Genomic DNA, 16242 nt, shown 5'->3' with positions numbered 1-16242 from the left:
CTGTGTGTCTACGGCCGGCGCCGCTGCGTGAACGCGACGGCGATGATCACGAAGCCCTGCACGGCGGCATTCAGGTACACGCTGATGATGTTGGTCAGGTTCAGGATGTTGCCGATCACCGAGAGCAGCACCGCGCCGATCACGGTGCCGACCACGCTGCCGGCACCGCCGCGCAGCGCGGTGCCGCCGACGATGACCGCGGCAATCGCTTCCAGCTCCCACAGCAGGCCGGTGGTGGGCGAGGCCGAGCCCAGCCGCGGCACGTACAGCAGCGTGGCCATGCCCACGCACACGCCCAGCAGCATGTAGGTCAGCACCTTGATGCGGTCCACGTTCACCGCCGCGTAGCGCGCCACCTGCTCGTTCGAGCCGATGGCCTGCACGTAGCGGCCGAAGGCGCTGTGGTTCAGGATCAGGCTGCCGATGACCGCGACCACGCCGAAAACCCAGACGGGGATGGGCACGCCCAGCCAGCTGGCGTAGTAGACAGGGCTGTAGACGTCGGACAGCGCGTTGTCCAGCGTGATGGCGCCGCCGTCGGCGAAGTAGGTCAGGTAGGCGCGGAAGATGCCCAGCGTGCCCAGCGTGACGATGAAGGGCTCGATGCGGCCGCGGGTGATCAGCAGCCCGTGCGCCAGCCCGAAGCCTGCGCCCAGCACGACCGCGAACACCATGCCGGCGCCCACGCTGGCCAGCGGCGACCAGCCTTTGGCGGCCAGCGCGTTCATCAGCAGGATCATGCAGCCGGCGATCAGCGCGGCCATCGAGCCGACCGACAGGTCGATGCCGCCCGAGATGATGACGAAGCACATGCCCACCGCGATGATGCCGATGAAGGCGGTGCGGGTCAGCACGTTCATCGCGTTGTCCAGCGAGGCGAACTCGCTGTTCAGCAGCGTGCCGGCAATGCACAGCAGCACCAGGCCCAGCACCGGGCCGATGCTTCGCAGCCGGTGCCAGTGGGTGCGCCAGTCGCTTGCCGGGGCGCTGCTCGGGGTCATTTCAGTGCGTGCCGGTTGCATGGGCGATCAAGGCCTCTTCGCTCAGGCGATCCGCCTGCAGGGTGGTGGTGAGCCGGCCGGCCCGCATCACCGCCACGCGGTGGCACAGGCCGATCAGCTCGATCAGTTCGGACGAGATGACGATCACGCCGCAGCCCTGCGCGGCGAGCCGGTGGATCAGCACATAGAGGTCGCGCTTGGCGCCCACGTCCACGCCGCGCGTCGGCTCGTCCAGCACGACGACCTTGGGGCCGGGCTGCAGCACCTTGGCCAGCGCCAGCTTCTGCTGGTTGCCGCCAGACAGCGACGAAGCGCGCAGCGACAGCGAGCCGGTGCGGATGCCGAACTCGCGCACTGCATCGCCCAGCGCCTGGCGCTCCTGGTCCTTGCGCAGCCAGGGCTTGGCGTACTGGCGCAGGTTCATCAGCGTCAGGTTCTCGGTCAGGCCCATGGCCACGTGCAGGCCCTTGCCCTTGCGGTCTTCGCTGAGGTAGGTGAGGCCCAGGTCGGCGGCCTCGCGCGGGCTGCGCAGGGCGACGGCCTGGCCGTCGATCTCCACGCGCCCGGCGCTGCTGCTGCGCAAGCCCAGCAGGCCCTCGAACAGCTCGGTGCGGCCGGCGCCGACCAGCCCGGCGAAACCCAGGATCTCGCCGGCCCGCACCTCGAAGCTGGCCTGCTCGGCCCAGCCGGGCACGCTGAGGTCCTGCACGCGCAGCCGCACCGGCGCATCAGTCGGCGGCAGCTGCTTGGCCGGGAACAGGTCCGACAGTTCGCGGCCCACCATCAGGTTGGCCATCTGCGCGCGGCTCAAGCTGCGGGTGGCGGCGCGGGTGATGAAGCGCCCGTCGCGCATCACGACGACCTCGTCGGTGATGCGCTCCACCTCGTCGAGCTTGTGCGAGATGTAGAGGATGGTGGTGCCGCCGGCCTTGAGCTGGGCCATCAGCGCGAACAGGCGCTCGGTCTCGCCGGGCGTCAGCGTCGCGGTGGGTTCGTCCATGATCAGCAGGCGGGCGTTGCGCGCCAGCGCCTTGGCTATCTCGACCAGCTGTTTCTCGGCCACGATCAGCTGACGCAGCCGGGTGTCCGGGTCGCGGTCCAGGCCCACGCGCTGCAGCACCGCTGCGGCCTCGCGCCGCATCGCTGCGTCGTCCAGCCAGCCGCCGCGCTTTTTCTTCTCGTGGCCGAGGAAGATGTTCTGCGCAATCGTCAGGTCCTCGGCCAGGTTGAATTCCTGGTGGATCAGCACGATGCCGGCGGCCTCGGCGTCCCGCGAGTTCGCAAAGCGCACCGGCTGCCCGTCCAGGCACAGCTGGCCGCTCGTTGCCGCCTCGTAGCCCGAGGCAATCTTCATCAGCGTTGACTTGCCAGCGCCGTTTTCGCCCAGCAGGCCGTAGATGCGCCCCGCGTCCAGCGAAAAGCTGACCCCGTGCAGCACCTGCACCGGGCCAAACGCCTTGACGACGTCCTGAAACGAAAGCGCCAGCATGGGTCTCCTCGCGCCGGTCGGAAGCCGGCGCTTTTTTCATGGGGCCCCAAACCTGCCGCAAGGCGTCAGGCCCCCAGAGGGGGTGAGGAACTTGGGGCGGCCCGGCGTTTCCTCATGGAACCGATGCTAGGAGCCCAGCTTCGGCCCAGCAAGATCGAAATTAGACCTAAATTGGGTCGAACTTGATCTTTTGCTGGCTCGGCCGGGTGACGCCTTTCGCTGTTTGCGTCGATTTCGCTAATTTCGCTGTTTGCGTCGTTTTCGCCGCGCTGCTAGACTTTCCAGATGGCCAATTCCGACATGAGACACCTGTCCTCCCAGGCTCACCAGCGCATCGAGCAGCTTGAGCACACGGTTTCCGAGCTCAAGGGCACGCTGGGCCTGCTGGTTTCCGAAATGCGGCGTCAGGGCATCGTCCTGCCGGTTGGCAAGGTGCAGCGCCGGCAGGGCAGGAGCGCTTCACCTCGCCCTGCAGCCAACGATGCGCCGGCCACGGCGACCGGACTCGCCGCCGCCGTGGCGCGCGGCGAGGCGGCCAAGGTGGAATGGGTCCAATCGGGTGAGGTTGTGCCGGCCAAGCTGCTGGCTGACCATTGGGGCTTGACGCCGCAGGCGTTGGGTCCGGCGGCGGACCGAGGCGAAGTGTTCGCCATCCTGGTCAAACGCCAGCGCTACTACCCTCGCGAGTTCCTGGACCTTGACCGTCACGCAGTGGGCGCTGTTGCTCAGGCGCTGAGCGGCCTGTCGCCCACTGAAAAGCTGGTCTTCTGGAAGCGTCCTCACGGTGGGCTTGGTGGCAAGACGGTGCTGCAGGCGCTGACGGCGACGAATGACGCCGCGCAGCTCGCACGCGTCGTGCAGTTGGCCCGGTCGTGGGCGGAAGAGGCTCACCCCAAGCGCGATGGCGTTGAGGTTGCCTGAGCCGGGTTCTTTCGAGCACCTGCTCGAAGCGGCGCTGGTGCCGGCCGAGTCGCTGCTTCGGCTGTCCCGGTTTCCGAAAACCGAGCCCTTCTGGTCGTGTGGCCGCTACCGGTTCGACGGCCCACCGGCGGATGCATCACAGAGCTTTGGCAGTTGCTACGCGGCCGACGATGTGTCGGTGGCGTTTTGTGAATCCGTGATCCACGAATGCGCGTGGTTCCGCAACGGCCACTACGAAATACCGCTGACTGACCTCACTTCACGGCACGTCGTGCAACTGCATCGGCCGGCGAGGTCGACCCTGGTGCTGGCCGATCTCACCGGCAAGCCTCTGAAGAGGCTGGGCCTCAACAACGACATCAGCGCCGGCAGCGATTACGCCCTGCCCATGGCATGGGCCAAGGCCATTCATGAGGCCGGCCCGAAGTGGGATGGCATTCGCTACGTCTCTCGCCAGCACAACGGCGGGTTCGCGGTGGCCTTGTTCGAGCGCAGCGGTGTCACCAAGCTGCGCAGCCGAAAACTCACTGGCAAGTTGCTCGACAGTCTTTGCAACGAATTCCGCGTCGTGGCGATCTAACCCGGCAGCCGAAGCGTCTCCTGCATCGCCAGCGCCGCTGCGCCAATCAAGCCGGCGCGCTCGCCCAGCGGCGTGTACTGGATTTCCAGGTGGCGCGTGGAGAGGGCCAGTGAGCGGTGGTAGACGCTTTGGCGCACCGCGGCAAGGAACAGCGGGCCGATGCGCTGGATGCCGCCGCCGATGAAGACGTGTGACGGGTTGTAGAAGTTGACCACCGAGGCCAGCATCTGGCCGATCAGCGCGCCGGAGCGCTGCACGATGGCATGGGCCGCGGCGTCGCCCGCGCGGCTGGCCAGCGCCACGTCCTGCAGGCGCAGCGGCTTGCCGCTTTCCAGGGCCTTGGTCAGCGGCGGGCTCTTGCCGGCTTCCGCCGCCTCGGTGGCGGCGCGCACCATCGCCGGCCCGGCGGCCATGGTTTCGACGCAGCCCAGGTTGCCGCAATGGCAACGCGGGCCGTTCGGGTCCACGCAGATGTGGCCCACGTCGCCAGCCGAGCCGTTGGCGCCGCGGTAGACCTGACCGTGGCAGACGATGCCGCAGCCCACGCCTGTGCCGACCTTCACCACCAGGAAGTTCGGCAGCGAGCGGCCCAGCCGCCACAGCTCGCCCAGCGCCATCACGTTGACGTCGTTGTCGACGAACACCGGCGCGCTGAAGTCCGCCTTCAGGTCCTCGCGGATCGGGTAGCCGTCCCACTCGGGCATCAGCGGTGCGTTCACCAACTGGCCCAGCCCGAAGTCCACCGGCCCCGGCACGCCAATGCCGATCGCGATCACATCCGCCGCCTTGGCGCCGCATTGCTGCAGCAGATGCTTCATCAGCGCACGGATGCGGGCCAGCAGCAGGGCAGGGCCGTCGCGCACATTGGCCGGCTCGCTGTGGTGGGCCAGCAGCGTCAGGTCCGGCGCCAGCACGCCGACCTCCACGCCGGTGGCGCCCATCGCGATCGAGATCAGCACGCCCAGCCGGCGGCTCAGCCGCAGCGTCTGTGCCCGCCGCCCGCCGGTGGCAACCTGCTCCTCGGTCGTCTCGATCACGCCCTGGGCCAGCAGCCCGGCGACCGCCGCGTTGGTGCGGCTCTTCGAAAACGAGGCCTGACCGGACAGCGCGTCACGCGACAGCCCGCTCGACCAGAAGATGTGGTCGAGCAGCGCGGTTTCGTTGCGGGAGAGCTGCCAGCGTTGCATCGGGCGCCGATGATAGCCAGCGGCCTCCGTTCAGCCGCCGGTGGGTGGCGAGCTGAGGTACAGCCGCGTCATGCGGACGATTTCCTGTGTGGCGGTTTTCAGCGAGACGCCGCTGGGCCGGGTGGCGACCACCGCGTGCACCAGCGCGTGCAGCGCGTGCATCAGCATGTAGACCGCCAGGCGCAGGTTGGGCACGCGGACCTGGTCCGGGTAGCGCGCGAGCAGGCAGCCCATCTGCTCGGCAATGCGGGCCTCGGTTTCCTCGTGGCTGCTGAGCATGTCCAGCCCGGCCAGCTGGGTTTCCAGCACGCGGTGCAGCCCGGCTTCCACGCGATGGGCCTCGACCACGCCTTCGATGATGAGCTGCAGCGCTTCGTCGAACGGCAGGTCTTGCGACAGCGCGAAAGCGCGGTCCATGACCTCGTCCATCTGGCGCGAATGCCGGTCGTGCAGCGCGGTGATCAGCGCGTCCTTGTTCGGGAAGTACTGGTACAGCGAGCCGACGCTGACACCGGCGCGTTCGGCCACCAGGTTGGTGTTGGCGGCGGCGTAGCCGCGTTCGACCAAAACGCGAGCCGCGGCGTCCAGGATGGCCGTGACGGTGGCCTGAGAGCGCGCCTGGCGCGGCGCCTTGCGTGGGGAAACGGCGGTTTTCATCGACGGACTTGGTGGGCGAGAAATGCGAGTTGGAAATACGAGCAGGAACTCGCATAGTGTGGGCCTGTGCCCGGGGTGGCGTCAACACGATTGACGGCTGCGCCGGGTGCGAACGTGAACGACCCCGCACTGGACCTGACATGCCCGCCCGCCCCTACACCTTGTTCATGCTGCTGAAGGCCACGACCCGCTGGCTGGCGCTGGAGGCCGAGCAACGGCATGCGCTTGCTGACGACGCGATGGCCGAGATCTACAACCGCTTCCCCTCGGTGCGGCTGCGCTTCTTCAACGCCGGCGCCTTCCATGGCCGTTGTTCGGACGTGCTGGTGTGGCACACCACCGACCTGCCGGAATACCGCGCCGCAGCGGACACGCTGCGCGCCAATCCCTTCCTTTCCGAGGCCCATTTCGACGTGCTGGACGTGATTCCCAGCGTGCCGGACGACTGGCGCGAATACGAATGGAACGGCGGCCAGGCCTGGGCCTGATCAGCCTTTGCTGAGCGCCAGCGCCAGCACCTGCGTCAGCGACATGGCCGCACCGGCGCGCCAAGCGGCTTCGGTGGCCGGCCAGCCGATCTGCAGCGCGATCAGCCAGCGCGTTCGGCGGGCTTCGCGGGTGTCTTCCGGGCCCAGCACGCCAAAACGTTCGGCGAAAAATGCCTGCGCGAAACCCATCACGGTGGCGGCGCGTTCGGGCTGCCGCAGGTGGGCCAGCGCGCGTGGCAGGTTCCACAGGCCGTAGAACAGCTCGCGCCAGGCCAACGCTTTGACTGCTTCTTCCAGGCAGGCATGGAAGGCCTGCAGCGCTTCGGCGTGGCGGCGCAGGTCGCCCAGGCAATAGCCGCGCACGCTGAGCGTGAAGCACAGCAGGCGCGACTGGCCGAGCGCGCGCGCCTCGGCCTCCACTTCGCCGAGCAGCACCAGTTGCTCGGCCACGCGGCGCTGGAAGCCCAGGTTGATGGCCAGCGCGATGCGGCCTTCGTTGGCGCGCAGCCGGTTGCCGCTGCCGGTCCACAGCGCCAGCACGCGGCGGCGCAGCGGTTCTGCACCGGCATGGTCATTGCGGTTGCGCATGATCAGCGAGGCCTGCAGACCCAGCAGCCGGGCGTGCAATGAATCGGCCTTCACCGCCTCGGCGGATTGCAGCGCCGCCAGCAGCCAGGCGTCGTCCTCGGCCATGGGCTGGCCCACTCGCATGCGCACCCGCAGCGCCCAACCGACAGCCCAGGCGGGCAGCGGCTCGGGGCGTTGGTCGACGAGGTCTGCGGGCAGTTCGGGCGCTTGCGCGACCTGGGCGGGTGTGCCGATCAGTGCCAGCGCCGCGTCCGCATGCGCGAGTGCGGCCACGTGCAGTCCGGCCTCGAAGCCGTGCGCGGCGAGCACCGCGTGGCCCAGCAGGCGCAGTGCGGGTTCGGGCGTGGCCTGCAGCGCAGCTTCCAGTGTGGCCAGGCCGGTGGCGGGCAGCGTCAGGTCGGTCAGCGCCGCACGGTGGGCCCAGACGATGGCCCAGGCCTCTGCTGCCTGCACGTCGTGCACGGCGCTGGCCAGGGCCAGCAGCAGGTTGGGCAGTTCGTGGCGCAGCCGGGCCAGGTCAGGCGTGGGCCCGTCCAGCGTGGGCAGGTGGCACAGCCACTGGCGGTGGCGGCTGCGCCAAGCGGTACGCTGGGCGTCGTCGAACTGCGCCGCGGCGTATTCGCGCACAGCTTCGTAGGGTGTAAAACGCGGCGGGCGCGCGGCGTCGCCGGGTGCTTCGTGCATGACGATCAGCGAGCTGGCGACCAGCTCGTCCAGCGTCTGCTGCACACGGGCCGGCGAGGCTTCAGGTTCGGCCACGGCGCGTGCTGCCGCCGCGTCGCAGCCGCCGTCGAACACCGCCAGCGCGGCCAGCAGGCTGCGCTGGCCGTCGTCCAGCAGGCGCCAGCTCCAGGCGATGACTTGCAGCATCGAGGCATGGCGGGTGTCGGCCGCACCGCGTGGGCCGGCGCGCGCCAGCAGGGCCAGCGTGTCGCTGCTGGCGCGGCCGAGTGCGACCTGCGTGCGGGCACTGTCCAGCAGTTGCACCCACTGGGTCGGCGGCGTGCTGCGCACCCGCGCGGCTGCCAGCTCGATGGCCAGCGGGTGGCCTTCGAGCAGCCGCACCAGCTCGCCAATGGCCGCGGCGTTCTGCGGGTTCAGGTGGAAGTCGCTGCGGCGTTCGCGGGCGCGGTCCACGAACAAGGCCACGGCGGGGTTGGCGACCATCTGCTCGGCGCTGTCTCCCGCGGCGGGCAAAGGCAGCGGCTCGACGGCCAGCAGCTGCTCGCCGTCCACGCCCAGCACCTGGCGCGTGGTGGTGACGATGCGCAGCGTCGGCAGCGTGGCCAGCAGCTCGGTCACCAGCTCGGCGGCCGGCTGCGCGACCTGCTCCAGGTTGTCCAGCACCAGCAGCGTGGTGCGCCCGGCGAGGGCCTGGCGCACTTGCTCAAGCGGTTCGGCGGCATGGCTGTCCAGCTGTAGCGTGATCAGCAGCCTGTCCACCAGCTGGGCTGCATCGAAACACTGCACCATGGGCACGAACAGCAGCCAGCCGGGCCAGTCGCCACCTGCCTCGGCCAGTTCACGCGCGCCTTCCACTGCCAGTCGCGTCTTGCCGCTGCCACCGGGGCCGACGATGCTGACCAGGCGCTGCCGGCGCAAGGCCTGGCGCAGCCGCTCGCGTGCAGCGGCCATGCCGAAGGCAGGGGTGAGATAGAGCGGCAGCGCGGGGGTCCAGGGTGCAGGCAAGGGCGCGGGACCGGTGGGCACCGGGGCCGCAAGCCTTGCTTCCGGCAAGGCCTCGGCCAGTGCGGCCAGGCGCATGCGCTCGTCGTCCACCCAGTCGTCGTAGAAGCCGGGGAGCAGCTCTCCGCGGTACAGCGCACGTGCGGCCTCGAAGCGGCCGGCGCGGCAGTCGGCCTCGAACTGCAAGGCGTCGCAAGCGAACGCGCCGGGCGCTGCGCGCAGGTGCTGGCGCTCGGTAAGGATCACAGTCCCGCCGCCAGCTTCCAGCAGCTGCTTGAGCACCGACAGCGTCTGCCGCAGCCTGTTGCGTCCCACGTCCAGCGCCACGCCCGGCCAGAGCAACTCGACCAGTTCCTCTCGCGCATGCGCCCGCTCGGGCCACAGCGCGAGCCGAGCGAGCAGCGCCGCCGCCGCGCGGCTGGGCAGCCGGGTCAGCGTGCGCTGGCCGTCCTGCAGCGACAGCTCGCCCAGCAGCCGCACCTGCCAGCGCGCGGCGGGCAAGGCTGGCGAGAGGGGCACCGGCGGCGGGGACACTGGGACAAGGCCGTCAGTTCTTCTTTTCGCGCGTCAGCACCACCAGCGGCACGACGATGGGCGACAGCACGATGGTGTAGAGCAGCAGCACGCCGTCGGTCGCCACGGTGACCGGGGTGGACAGCGCGCCGGCCACGCGGTCGCCGGTGGACTGTTCGGCCGTCACCTCGATCACGTAGCGCTGGTTCAGCTTCTCGGTGGCGCGGGCGCTGACCAGCGTGCTTTGCAGGTAGCGCTGGCCGACCAGTTCGCCGCGCAGCACATGGGCTTCGGGGTTGGCCGGGTCTGCGCCGCGAATGAAGCCCATGCTGCGCGCGGCGTCCTGCTCGGAGGGGGTGATCAGGTTGTCGATCTGCAGCGTGTAGTGGCCGCGGATCTTGCCCTTGGCGTCGACCCGGAAGCTGGACAGATTGCCCTTGCTGCGCGCATGCAGCGGCGAGGCGAGCAGGGCCAGCAGGCCGGGCGGTGCGTCGAAGATGTAGTGGTAGCCGCTGCCGATGACGACGATGTTCTTGCGGTCCTGCGAGATCAGCAGTGAAGAGATGGTCTCGGTGTAGCGCACGACGCTGGTGCCGCTGTCGGGCGGCGGTGCCGGGGTGGCTGCTGGCTTGGGCGGGTCGCCTGCGCAGCCGGCGAGGGCGCTCAGGCCGGTGCCCAGGCAGGCAGCGGCGCCCAGGGTCAGGCGTCTGCGGGTCAGGAACATCGGGTCGGTCTCCTCGCGCGGGCTGTGGGTGCGCCGCTGTGCATGGGGGTGTCACCAAAAGCGTACCAGAGCAAAACGGCGCGGCCGTGGCTTTGCGCAGCGCTGGCTGTCCCTGGTCAACAATCTGGCGCGTCGCCACTTCCCGTTGCCTCCCATGCCCCGTTCGTTTCCCTGGCGCTTCCTGCCCTTTTGTTCCCTGCACCGCCTGGCCGCGGCAGCCGGGCTGGTGGCGGCCGTGTTGCCGGCTGGCGCAGCAACCAGCTGGCCCAAGCCCACGCTGGCCGAGCAGAGCGGCTACCTGCGCACCGGGCGCTACGAAGAGGTCGAGCGCCTGTGCGCGGCCTGGCAGCAGGCGCAGCCCAAGGCGGTACGCTGCATCCGCTTCGGCCAGACGCCCGAAGGCCGGCCGATGCTGGCGCTGGCCATCTCGCAAAGCGGTGCGCTGACGCCCGAGGCAGCGCGCCAGCGCGGGCTGCCGGTGGTGCTGATCCAGAGCGGCATCCATGCCGGCGAGATCGACGGCAAGGACGCCGGCTTCCAGGTGCTGCGCGAGGTGCTGGACGGGCAGGCCGCGCCGGGCGCGTTGAAGCATGCGGTGTGGCTGTTCGTGCCGGTCTTCAACATCGATGGCCACGAGCGCTTCGGCGCCTGGAACCGACCCAACCAGCGCGGCCCGGAGGAAATGGGCTGGCGCACCACCGGCCAGAACCACAACCTGAACCGCGACTACCTGAAGGCCGACGCGCCGGAGATGCAGGCCATGCTGGGCCTGGTGCGCGACTGGGACCCGCTGGCCACGGTGGACCTGCACGTGACCGACGGCGCGAAGTTCGAGCACGACGTGGCGGTGATGGTCGAGCCGGTCAACGCCGGCGACGAGGCGCTGCGCAGCGTGGGCCGCGCCTGGCGCGACGGCGTGATCGCCGACCTGGCGCAGCAGGGCTCGCTGCCGCTACCGTTTTATCCCAGCTTCGAGGTGGAGGACGACCCGGCCTCCGGCGTGCGCGACAGCGTCTCGCCACCGCGGTTTTCCACTGGCTATTTCCTGCTGCGCAACCGGCTGGCGATGCTGGTCGAGACCCATTCGTGGAAGGACTACCCGACGCGGGTGCGGGTGATGCGCAACACCATCGTATCGGTGCTGGCCCGCATCGCCGAGCATGGTCAGGCCTGGTTGAAGATCGCGCACGAGGCGGACGAACGGGCGGCGAAGCTCGCCGGCCAGCCTGTGCCCCTGGACTACGCGGCCACCGACAAGGCGCGCATCGTGCCGTTCCGCGGCTATGCCTACACGCGCACGCCGTCGGACATCAGCGGTGCGCTGATGACGCGCTACGACGAGAACAAGCCCGAGGTCTGGCAGCTGCCGCTGTACGACGAGGTGTTGCCAAAAACCGTGGTCAATGCACCTGGCGCGGGCTACCTGGTGCCGGCCGCCTGGGCGGCCACGGTGGCGCGTTGGCTGGACCTGCATGGCGTGCGTTACCAGCGCCTGCCTGCCGGCTGGGCCGAAGCGCCCACCAGCACCTGGCGCAGCGAGCAGCCGAAGTTCGAGGCCACCTCCAGCGAAGGCCGCCAGCGGCTGAGTGCGCCGGGCGCCAGGCGCAGCGAGGCGCGCAGCCTGCCGCCGGGCTCGCTGTTCGTGCCCATTGCGCAGCCTGCCGCGCGGCTGGCCATCGCGCTGCTGGAACCGCAGGCGCCGGACGGGCTGCTGGGCTGGGGCGTGTTCAACAACGCCTTCGAGCACAAGGAATACATGGAGCCCTATGTGGCCGAGGAGGTCGCCCGCGCGCAACTCGCGGCGGACCCGGCGCTGGCCCAGGCCTTCCAGCAGAAGCTGGCCAACGACCCGGCCTTTGCCGCCAGCCCGCAGGCCCGGCTGGACTTCTTCTACCGCCGCCACAGCAGTTGGGACGAGCGTTACGGCCTGTACCCGGTGCTGCGCGTGGACCAGCCGCCGCCGGCCGCGAAGCTGTGACGCTGCCGCCGCTCAGTGCGGCCGAGCTGGCCGCGCCGCTGGTCGAGCGTGAGCGCACGGCGCAAGTCTTTGCTCAGCTGCAGCAGGCGCTGGCGGCGCGCGGCCTGGCGCTGCGCGCACCGCCGGCCGAGCCGCAGACCTGCTGCGGCCGCGGCTGCAATGGCTGCGTGTGGGAAGGCTTCTACGCCGCGGCGGGGTATTGGCAGGAACAAGCGCTGGCGCTGCTGGCGGGTGCATCTGCGTCGGTTCATAAATGAACCATATTTGCATAATGGTTCTATTTTGAACTAAGCTGCGCCCATTGCTGTTGCCCCTGAGCGCCATGCCTGCCAAACCCAACGCCGTCTCGCTCGCCGAATCCCCGTCCGCCTTGCCGGCCGTCGATTCACCCGCCACCGCGGCCGCGGTGCTGGCGGTGTTCTTCCGCATCTCGGCCGAATGGGGCTTGAGCCCGGCCGAGGAGCAGGTGCTGCTGGGCGTGGGCAAAACGACGCTGTTCGCCTGGAAGGCCGGCCGCGTGAAGACCGGGTTGGACGCGGTGGTGCTGGAGCGGCTGAGCTACCTGCTGCGCATCTACTCGGCGCTGGAAATCCTGCTGCCAGTGCCCGAGCGCGCGCGGGCCTGGCTGAAGAAGCCCAACAGCGCGCCCTTGTTTGGCGGCGGCACCGCGCTGCAGCGCCTGCTGGCCGGCCAGGTGGGGGACCTGATGCTGGTGGCGCAGTACCTGGACGCGCAACGCGGCGGAGACTTCTCGTGATGGAGGCTGGCTATCCGGTCCTGGCCGCGCTGGGCTGGAACCCCTGCTACCGGCTGATTCCCAGCCGCTTCCCGCCGGTCAGCCTGTTCGACCGAGTGGCCAGGCCCGAGGAACTGGACGCGGTGTTTGCGGTGCAGGCGCTGACTAACCCGCGGCTGCGCCAGGAAGTGGGCGACATCCAGCAGGTGGCGCCGGAAGACCGGGTGAGCGGCGACGGCAGCACGCCTGTGATGGCCGCGTTCTGCCACCTGAACCCGGGCGGCAGCCGCTTCTCCGACGGCAGCTGGGGCGCCTACTACGCGGCCGACTCGCTGGACGCCGCGGTTGCCGAGGTCTGCCACCACCGCACGCGCTTCCTGCAGGCGACGCAGGAGCCGGCGGTGGAGCTGGACCTGCGCTGCTACGTGGCCGACGTGGTGCAGCCGCTGCACGACCTGCGTTCGGCGGCCTTTGGTGCCGTGCACGACCCCGACAGCTACACCGCCTCGCAGGCCTTGGCGCGGCGGCTGCGCGCCGAAGGCAGCTGGGGCCTGGCCTACCGCAGCGTGCGCTTCGAAGGCGGCAGCTGCGTGGCGCTGCTGCGCCCCAAGGCGCTGGCGCTGCCGGTGCGCCAGGGGCCGCACATTGCGCTGCAATGGGACGGCGAGCGCATTGCGAGCTGGTACCGTAAGTCCGAGCTGCGTAGCCTGGCGCCGCTGGCGAAGGATTGAGGCCCTGGTGCTTCAGCCGCCCAACGCGTCCAGCGGCAGCTGCAGGTAGCGCAGGCCGTTGGCCGCCGGTGCGGGCAGTTGGCCGGCGCGGATGTTGACCTGCAGTGACGGCAGGATCAGCACCGGCACCTCCAGCGTGGCGTCCCGGGCCTGGCGCAGCGCGACGAACTCGGCCTCGCTGCGGCCGCCGCCCACGTGCAGGTTGTGCGCCCGCTGCTCGGCCACGTTGGTCTGCCAGCGCGGTTCGCGGCCGGCCGGCGGGTAGTCGTGGCAGACGAACAGGCGGGTCTCGGCCGGCAAGGCCAGCAGCCGCTGGATGGAGCGGTAGAGCTGGGTCGCATCACCGCCGGGAAAGTCGGCTCGCGCGGTGCCCACGTCGGGCATGAACAAGGTGTCGCCAACGAACACCGCGTCGCCGATCTGGAAGGCGATGTCAGCCGGCGTGTGGCCCGGCACGGCCAGCGCGCGGGCGGTCAGTTCGCCCACTGCGAAAACCTCGTCGTCCTCGAACAGGTGGTCGAAGTCGCGGCCGTCCGGGTGGAAGTCCGGCCCCAGGTTGAACAGCGGCGCAAATGCGGCCTGCACGCGGCGGATGGCCGCGCCGATGGCAATGCGTCCGCCCACCTGTGCCCGCACCCAGGGCGCGGCCGAGAGGTGGTCGGCATGCGCATGGGTTTCCAGGATCCAGTCCACCTGCAGCGCCTGCGCCTGCACCCAGTCCACCAGTGCCTGTGCCGAGTGCGTGCCGGTGCGGCCGGACTTGGCGTCGAAGTCCAGCACCGGGTCGACCACGGCGGCGCGGCGGGTGGCCGGGTCGTGCACCACGTACGAGACGGTGGCCGTGGCCGGATCGAAGAAGGCTTGCACGACGGGCGATGCGGACTTGGACATGCGGTGTCTCCATGACAATTTACAAAACAATGATATATTCAAATACATAATGAATACCGGCGCAGGGGTTTGCGCTGGCTCAAACCCGGGTGAGTTCGTGATGTCTGTCGTGTCCCGCATCGATCCCCAGCGCCTGCGAGGCGCCGCGGCCGAAGCCGTGGCTGCCCTGAAGGTGCTGGGCAATGAAGACCGCCTGCTGCTGCTGTGCGAGCTGTCGCAGGGCGAGCGCAGCGTGAGTGAACTCGAAGCGCGGCTGGGCATTCGCCAGCCCACGCTGTCGCAGCAGCTGGGTGTGTTGCGCGCAGAAGGCGTGGTCAGCACGCGGCGCGATGGCAAGCGCATCCATTACCAGGTGGCCGATGCGCGGTTGCTGGAAATCCTGGCGGTGATGTACCGCCTCTACTGTCCCAAGGAGTAAGCCTCATGCACATCGACTGGTCCTCCTTCACGCCCTGGCCCGCGCTGGCCGGTGGCGCCCTGATCGGCCTGGCCGCTGCGGCCATGGCCTTGCTGCTGGGCCGCGTGGCCGGCATCAGCGGCATCCTCGGCGGGCTCTTGCGCCCGTCGCCGGGAGAGAGCCGCTGGCGGCTGGCTTTCCTGATCGGGTTGTTGCTTGCGCCCTGGCTGGTACGTGCGGCGGGGGCAATGCCGCCATTGAAGATCGAGGCCTCCAGCGGGCTGCTCATCGTGGCCGGCTTGCTGGTGGGCGTGGGCACGCGCTACGGTGCGGGCTGCACCAGTGGCCATGGCGTCTGCGGGCTGTCGCGGCTCTCGGGCCGCTCGCTGGTGGCCACGCTGGTGTTCATGGCCGCGGGCTTCGTCACCGTCGCGCTGGTGCGGCATGGAGGTGTGCTGTGAACCGCATCCGCATCCTGTTGGCCGCACTGGCATCGGGCCTGGTCTTCGGCCTGGGCTTGATCGTCTCCGGCATGGTGCAGCCGGCCAAGGTGCTGGGCTTCCTGGACCTGCTGGGCGCCTGGGACCCTTCGCTGGCGCTGGTGATGGGCGGCGCCATCGCCGTGGGCCTGCCCACGTTCGCCTGGGCCAAGCGCCGCCAGGCCGGGCAGCAGGCCAGCCTGCTGGGCGAGCCCATGCGCTTGCCAGAAGCGCGCCAGATCGACCGTCGCTTGGTGCTGGGCAGCCTGCTGTTCGGCGTGGGCTGGGGCCTGGCGGGCCTGTGCCCGGGGCCGGCGCTGGTGGCGCTGGGCGCGGGCAGCGGGCCTGCGGCGCTGTTCGTGCTGGCGATGTTGGGCGGTATGGGTTTGTTCGAATGGCTGGAAAGGCGACGGCGTCCATGAAGCCTATGGCGTGCCGCGCATTTGCGATACATTGCGGGACATGAAGACCGCCACCATTCCCTCCGTCCGTGTCGAGCCCGAATTCCGAGCCGAAGTCGAGGCGGTGCTGGGAAAGGGCGAGAGCTTGACCGAGTTTGTCGAAGCGGCGCTGCGCGCGAGCGTGGAGCGCCGCCGCCTGCAGTCCGAGTTCATCGCCCGCGGCCTGCGCTCGCGCGACGAAGCGCACCGCACCGGCGATTACGTCGCGGCCGATGTGGTGCTGGAGGGGCTGCAACGCAAGCTCGACGCGGCGCGCGCCAAGGCCAAGGTAGCCAAGACCGGCAAATGAGTGCCCCAGACCTGCCGCCTCGCGTCAGGCCCCAGAACAACATGCAAGGGGGACGAGAAAACTTGGGACGGCCCGGCGTTCCCTCATGACCTTCACCGTTCGCCTGACGCGCGAGGCCGAGGCGGACCTCGGGCGCCTGTTCGATTTCGTGCTCGAACGTGAACTGGCGCGCGAGCTGGAAGGCGAGGGTGGCGACCTGGCACTGGCCGAGCGGGCACTGTCGGCCATCAGGGCAGGCATTGAGACGCTGAAATCCTCTCCGTTCACCTGCCGCAAGGCGGACCGCGACCCGTTCTTGCGGGAGCTGGTGATCTCATTCGCACATGCCGGCTACGTGGTGCTTTTCGACATCGAGGACGCCGCGAGCGTGTTGGTGGTGGCGGTGCGGCACCAGCTCGAAGACGACTATCACTGAGCCCAACGGGGTCGCGCGGGTTGTCCCGATG

Annotated in this window: 19 protein-coding genes; 12 read left to right on the top strand and 7 right to left on the bottom strand. The window is 69.6% G+C overall.

Annotated elements, in window-relative coordinates:
- Positions 1-8: 8 nt before the first annotated feature.
- Both LRH25_RS26420 and LRH25_RS26415 read right to left on the bottom strand, forming a co-directional pair.
- On the bottom strand, positions 9-1001 hold the full coding sequence (locus tag LRH25_RS26420) for an ABC transporter permease (protein ID WP_141288059.1): 993 nt from the start codon (positions 999-1001) through the stop codon (positions 9-11).
- Position 1002: 1 nt separating this feature from the next.
- Positions 1003-2490: a sugar ABC transporter ATP-binding protein gene (locus tag LRH25_RS26415; protein WP_141288060.1), complete on the bottom strand. Its 1488-nt coding sequence runs from the start codon at positions 2488-2490 to the stop codon at positions 1003-1005.
- A 285-nt stretch (positions 2491-2775) separates the two neighbouring features.
- On the opposite strand from LRH25_RS26415, the gene LRH25_RS26410 reads away from it, so the two are divergent.
- Positions 2776-3411: a hypothetical protein gene (locus LRH25_RS26410; RefSeq protein WP_231012843.1), complete on the top strand. Its 636-nt coding sequence runs from the start codon at positions 2776-2778 to the stop codon at positions 3409-3411.
- Positions 3392-3991 carry an RES family NAD+ phosphorylase gene (locus LRH25_RS26405; RefSeq protein WP_170200895.1) on the top strand — a complete coding sequence of 200 codons (600 nt, stop codon included), beginning with the start codon at positions 3392-3394 and terminating at the stop codon, positions 3989-3991. Before LRH25_RS26410 ends, LRH25_RS26405 begins: the two co-directional genes overlap by 20 nt.
- Here the strand turns inward: LRH25_RS26405 and LRH25_RS26400 are convergent.
- Both LRH25_RS26400 and LRH25_RS26395 read right to left on the bottom strand, forming a co-directional pair.
- Complete coding sequence (locus tag LRH25_RS26400; RefSeq protein WP_231012842.1) at positions 3988-5178, bottom strand: ROK family protein; 1191 nt, start codon at positions 5176-5178, stop codon at positions 3988-3990. The genes LRH25_RS26405 and LRH25_RS26400 overlap by 4 nt on opposite strands.
- A 30-nt stretch (positions 5179-5208) precedes the next feature.
- Positions 5209-5835: a TetR/AcrR family transcriptional regulator gene (locus LRH25_RS26395; RefSeq protein WP_141290951.1), complete on the bottom strand. Its 627-nt coding sequence runs from the start codon at positions 5833-5835 to the stop codon at positions 5209-5211.
- 140 nt (positions 5836-5975) lie between these two features.
- Between LRH25_RS26395 and LRH25_RS26390 the strand changes: the two genes are divergently transcribed.
- Positions 5976-6323, top strand: a complete 348-nt coding sequence (locus tag LRH25_RS26390; RefSeq protein ID WP_141290949.1) for a darcynin family protein — start codon at positions 5976-5978, stop codon at positions 6321-6323.
- Here the strand turns inward: LRH25_RS26390 and LRH25_RS26385 are convergent, their stop codons facing one another.
- Positions 6324-9131 (bottom strand): ATP-binding protein, encoded by a 2808-nt coding sequence (locus LRH25_RS26385; RefSeq protein WP_231012841.1) that lies wholly within the window; start codon positions 9129-9131, stop codon positions 6324-6326. It abuts the gene before it with no gap.
- Positions 9132-9144: 13 nt separating this feature from the next.
- Positions 9145-9834: a hypothetical protein gene (locus LRH25_RS26380; protein ID WP_141291268.1), complete on the bottom strand. Its 690-nt coding sequence runs from the start codon at positions 9832-9834 to the stop codon at positions 9145-9147.
- A gap of 154 nt (positions 9835-9988) precedes the next feature.
- Between LRH25_RS26380 and LRH25_RS26375 the strand changes: the two genes are divergently transcribed.
- From LRH25_RS26375 to LRH25_RS26360, 4 genes are all read left to right on the top strand, one after another.
- Positions 9989-11812: a M14 family metallopeptidase gene (locus tag LRH25_RS26375; RefSeq protein WP_231012840.1), complete on the top strand. Its 1824-nt coding sequence runs from the start codon at positions 9989-9991 to the stop codon at positions 11810-11812.
- Entirely contained in the window at positions 11809-12069 is a 261-nt protein-coding gene (locus LRH25_RS26370) for an oxidoreductase-like domain-containing protein (protein ID WP_375142188.1), read from the top strand. Before LRH25_RS26375 ends, LRH25_RS26370 begins: the two co-directional genes overlap by 4 nt.
- A 65-nt stretch (positions 12070-12134) precedes the next feature.
- The gene (locus LRH25_RS26365) at positions 12135-12569 is read left to right on the top strand and encodes an MbcA/ParS/Xre antitoxin family protein (RefSeq protein WP_231012839.1); all 435 of its coding nucleotides are present in this window, start codon (positions 12135-12137) and stop codon (positions 12567-12569) included.
- The gene (locus LRH25_RS26360) at positions 12569-13279 is read left to right on the top strand and encodes an RES family NAD+ phosphorylase (protein ID WP_231012838.1); all 711 of its coding nucleotides are present in this window, start codon (positions 12569-12571) and stop codon (positions 13277-13279) included. Before LRH25_RS26365 ends, LRH25_RS26360 begins: the two co-directional genes overlap by 1 nt.
- 12 nt (positions 13280-13291) lie before the next feature.
- On the opposite strand, the gene LRH25_RS26355 is transcribed toward LRH25_RS26360, so the two are convergent.
- Entirely contained in the window at positions 13292-14170 is an 879-nt protein-coding gene (locus tag LRH25_RS26355) for an MBL fold metallo-hydrolase (RefSeq protein WP_231012837.1), read from the bottom strand.
- 100 nt (positions 14171-14270) lie between these two features.
- On the opposite strand from LRH25_RS26355, the gene LRH25_RS26350 reads away from it, so the two are divergent.
- The 5 genes from LRH25_RS26350 (at position 14271) to LRH25_RS26330 (ending at position 16211) form a co-directional block, all read left to right on the top strand.
- A complete protein-coding gene (locus tag LRH25_RS26350; protein ID WP_141291711.1) occupies positions 14271-14588 on the top strand; it encodes an ArsR/SmtB family transcription factor in 318 nt (105 codons plus the stop codon).
- A gap of 5 nt (positions 14589-14593) precedes the next feature.
- Entirely contained in the window at positions 14594-15028 is a 435-nt protein-coding gene (locus tag LRH25_RS26345; RefSeq protein WP_141291714.1) for a YeeE/YedE family protein, read from the top strand.
- Positions 15025-15468: a DUF6691 family protein gene (locus LRH25_RS26340; RefSeq protein WP_375142187.1), complete on the top strand. Its 444-nt coding sequence runs from the start codon at positions 15025-15027 to the stop codon at positions 15466-15468. Before LRH25_RS26345 ends, LRH25_RS26340 begins: the two co-directional genes overlap by 4 nt.
- Positions 15469-15508: 40 nt before the next feature.
- Complete coding sequence (locus LRH25_RS26335; RefSeq protein WP_141287338.1) at positions 15509-15796, top strand: YlcI/YnfO family protein; 288 nt, start codon at positions 15509-15511, stop codon at positions 15794-15796.
- A gap of 85 nt (positions 15797-15881) precedes the next feature.
- Positions 15882-16211: a type II toxin-antitoxin system RelE/ParE family toxin gene (locus LRH25_RS26330; protein ID WP_141287337.1), complete on the top strand. Its 330-nt coding sequence runs from the start codon at positions 15882-15884 to the stop codon at positions 16209-16211.
- Positions 16212-16242: the final 31 nt, after the last annotated feature.

The organism is Ideonella azotifigens (assembly GCF_021043325.1).
GTDB classification, from domain to species: Bacteria; Pseudomonadota; Gammaproteobacteria; order Burkholderiales; family Burkholderiaceae_C; genus Ideonella; species Ideonella azotifigens.
This window is presented reverse-complemented; position numbering and strand designations above follow the sequence as displayed.

Bases quoted from the DNA above. Each gene is read 5' to 3' on its own strand.
- LRH25_RS26365 (WP_231012839.1), top strand. From the start codon at position 12,135: ATGCCTGCCAAACCCAACGCCGTCTCGCTCGCCGAATCCCCGTCCGCC.
- LRH25_RS26345 (WP_141291714.1), top strand. From the start codon at position 14,594: ATGCACATCGACTGGTCCTCCTTCACGCCCTGGCCCGCGCTGGCCGGT.
- LRH25_RS26415 (WP_141288060.1), bottom strand. From the start codon at position 2,490: ATGCTGGCGCTTTCGTTTCAGGACGTCGTCAAGGCGTTTGGCCCGGTG.
- LRH25_RS26360 (WP_231012838.1), top strand. From the start codon at position 12,569: ATGGAGGCTGGCTATCCGGTCCTGGCCGCGCTGGGCTGGAACCCCTGC.
- LRH25_RS26405 (WP_170200895.1), top strand. From the start codon at position 3,392: ATGGCGTTGAGGTTGCCTGAGCCGGGTTCTTTCGAGCACCTGCTCGAA.
- LRH25_RS26330 (WP_141287337.1), top strand. From the start codon at position 15,882: ATGACCTTCACCGTTCGCCTGACGCGCGAGGCCGAGGCGGACCTCGGG.
- LRH25_RS26380 (WP_141291268.1), bottom strand. From the start codon at position 9,834: ATGTTCCTGACCCGCAGACGCCTGACCCTGGGCGCCGCTGCCTGCCTG.
- LRH25_RS26350 (WP_141291711.1), top strand. From the start codon at position 14,271: ATGTCTGTCGTGTCCCGCATCGATCCCCAGCGCCTGCGAGGCGCCGCG.
- LRH25_RS26420 (WP_141288059.1), bottom strand. From the start codon at position 1,001: ATGACCCCGAGCAGCGCCCCGGCAAGCGACTGGCGCACCCACTGGCAC.
- LRH25_RS26375 (WP_231012840.1), top strand. From the start codon at position 9,989: ATGCCCCGTTCGTTTCCCTGGCGCTTCCTGCCCTTTTGTTCCCTGCAC.
- LRH25_RS26335 (WP_141287338.1), top strand. From the start codon at position 15,509: ATGAAGACCGCCACCATTCCCTCCGTCCGTGTCGAGCCCGAATTCCGA.
- LRH25_RS26390 (WP_141290949.1), top strand. From the start codon at position 5,976: ATGCCCGCCCGCCCCTACACCTTGTTCATGCTGCTGAAGGCCACGACC.
- LRH25_RS26410 (WP_231012843.1), top strand. From the start codon at position 2,776: ATGGCCAATTCCGACATGAGACACCTGTCCTCCCAGGCTCACCAGCGC.
- LRH25_RS26355 (WP_231012837.1), bottom strand. From the start codon at position 14,170: ATGTCCAAGTCCGCATCGCCCGTCGTGCAAGCCTTCTTCGATCCGGCC.
- LRH25_RS26400 (WP_231012842.1), bottom strand. From the start codon at position 5,178: ATGCAACGCTGGCAGCTCTCCCGCAACGAAACCGCGCTGCTCGACCAC.
- LRH25_RS26395 (WP_141290951.1), bottom strand. From the start codon at position 5,835: ATGAAAACCGCCGTTTCCCCACGCAAGGCGCCGCGCCAGGCGCGCTCT.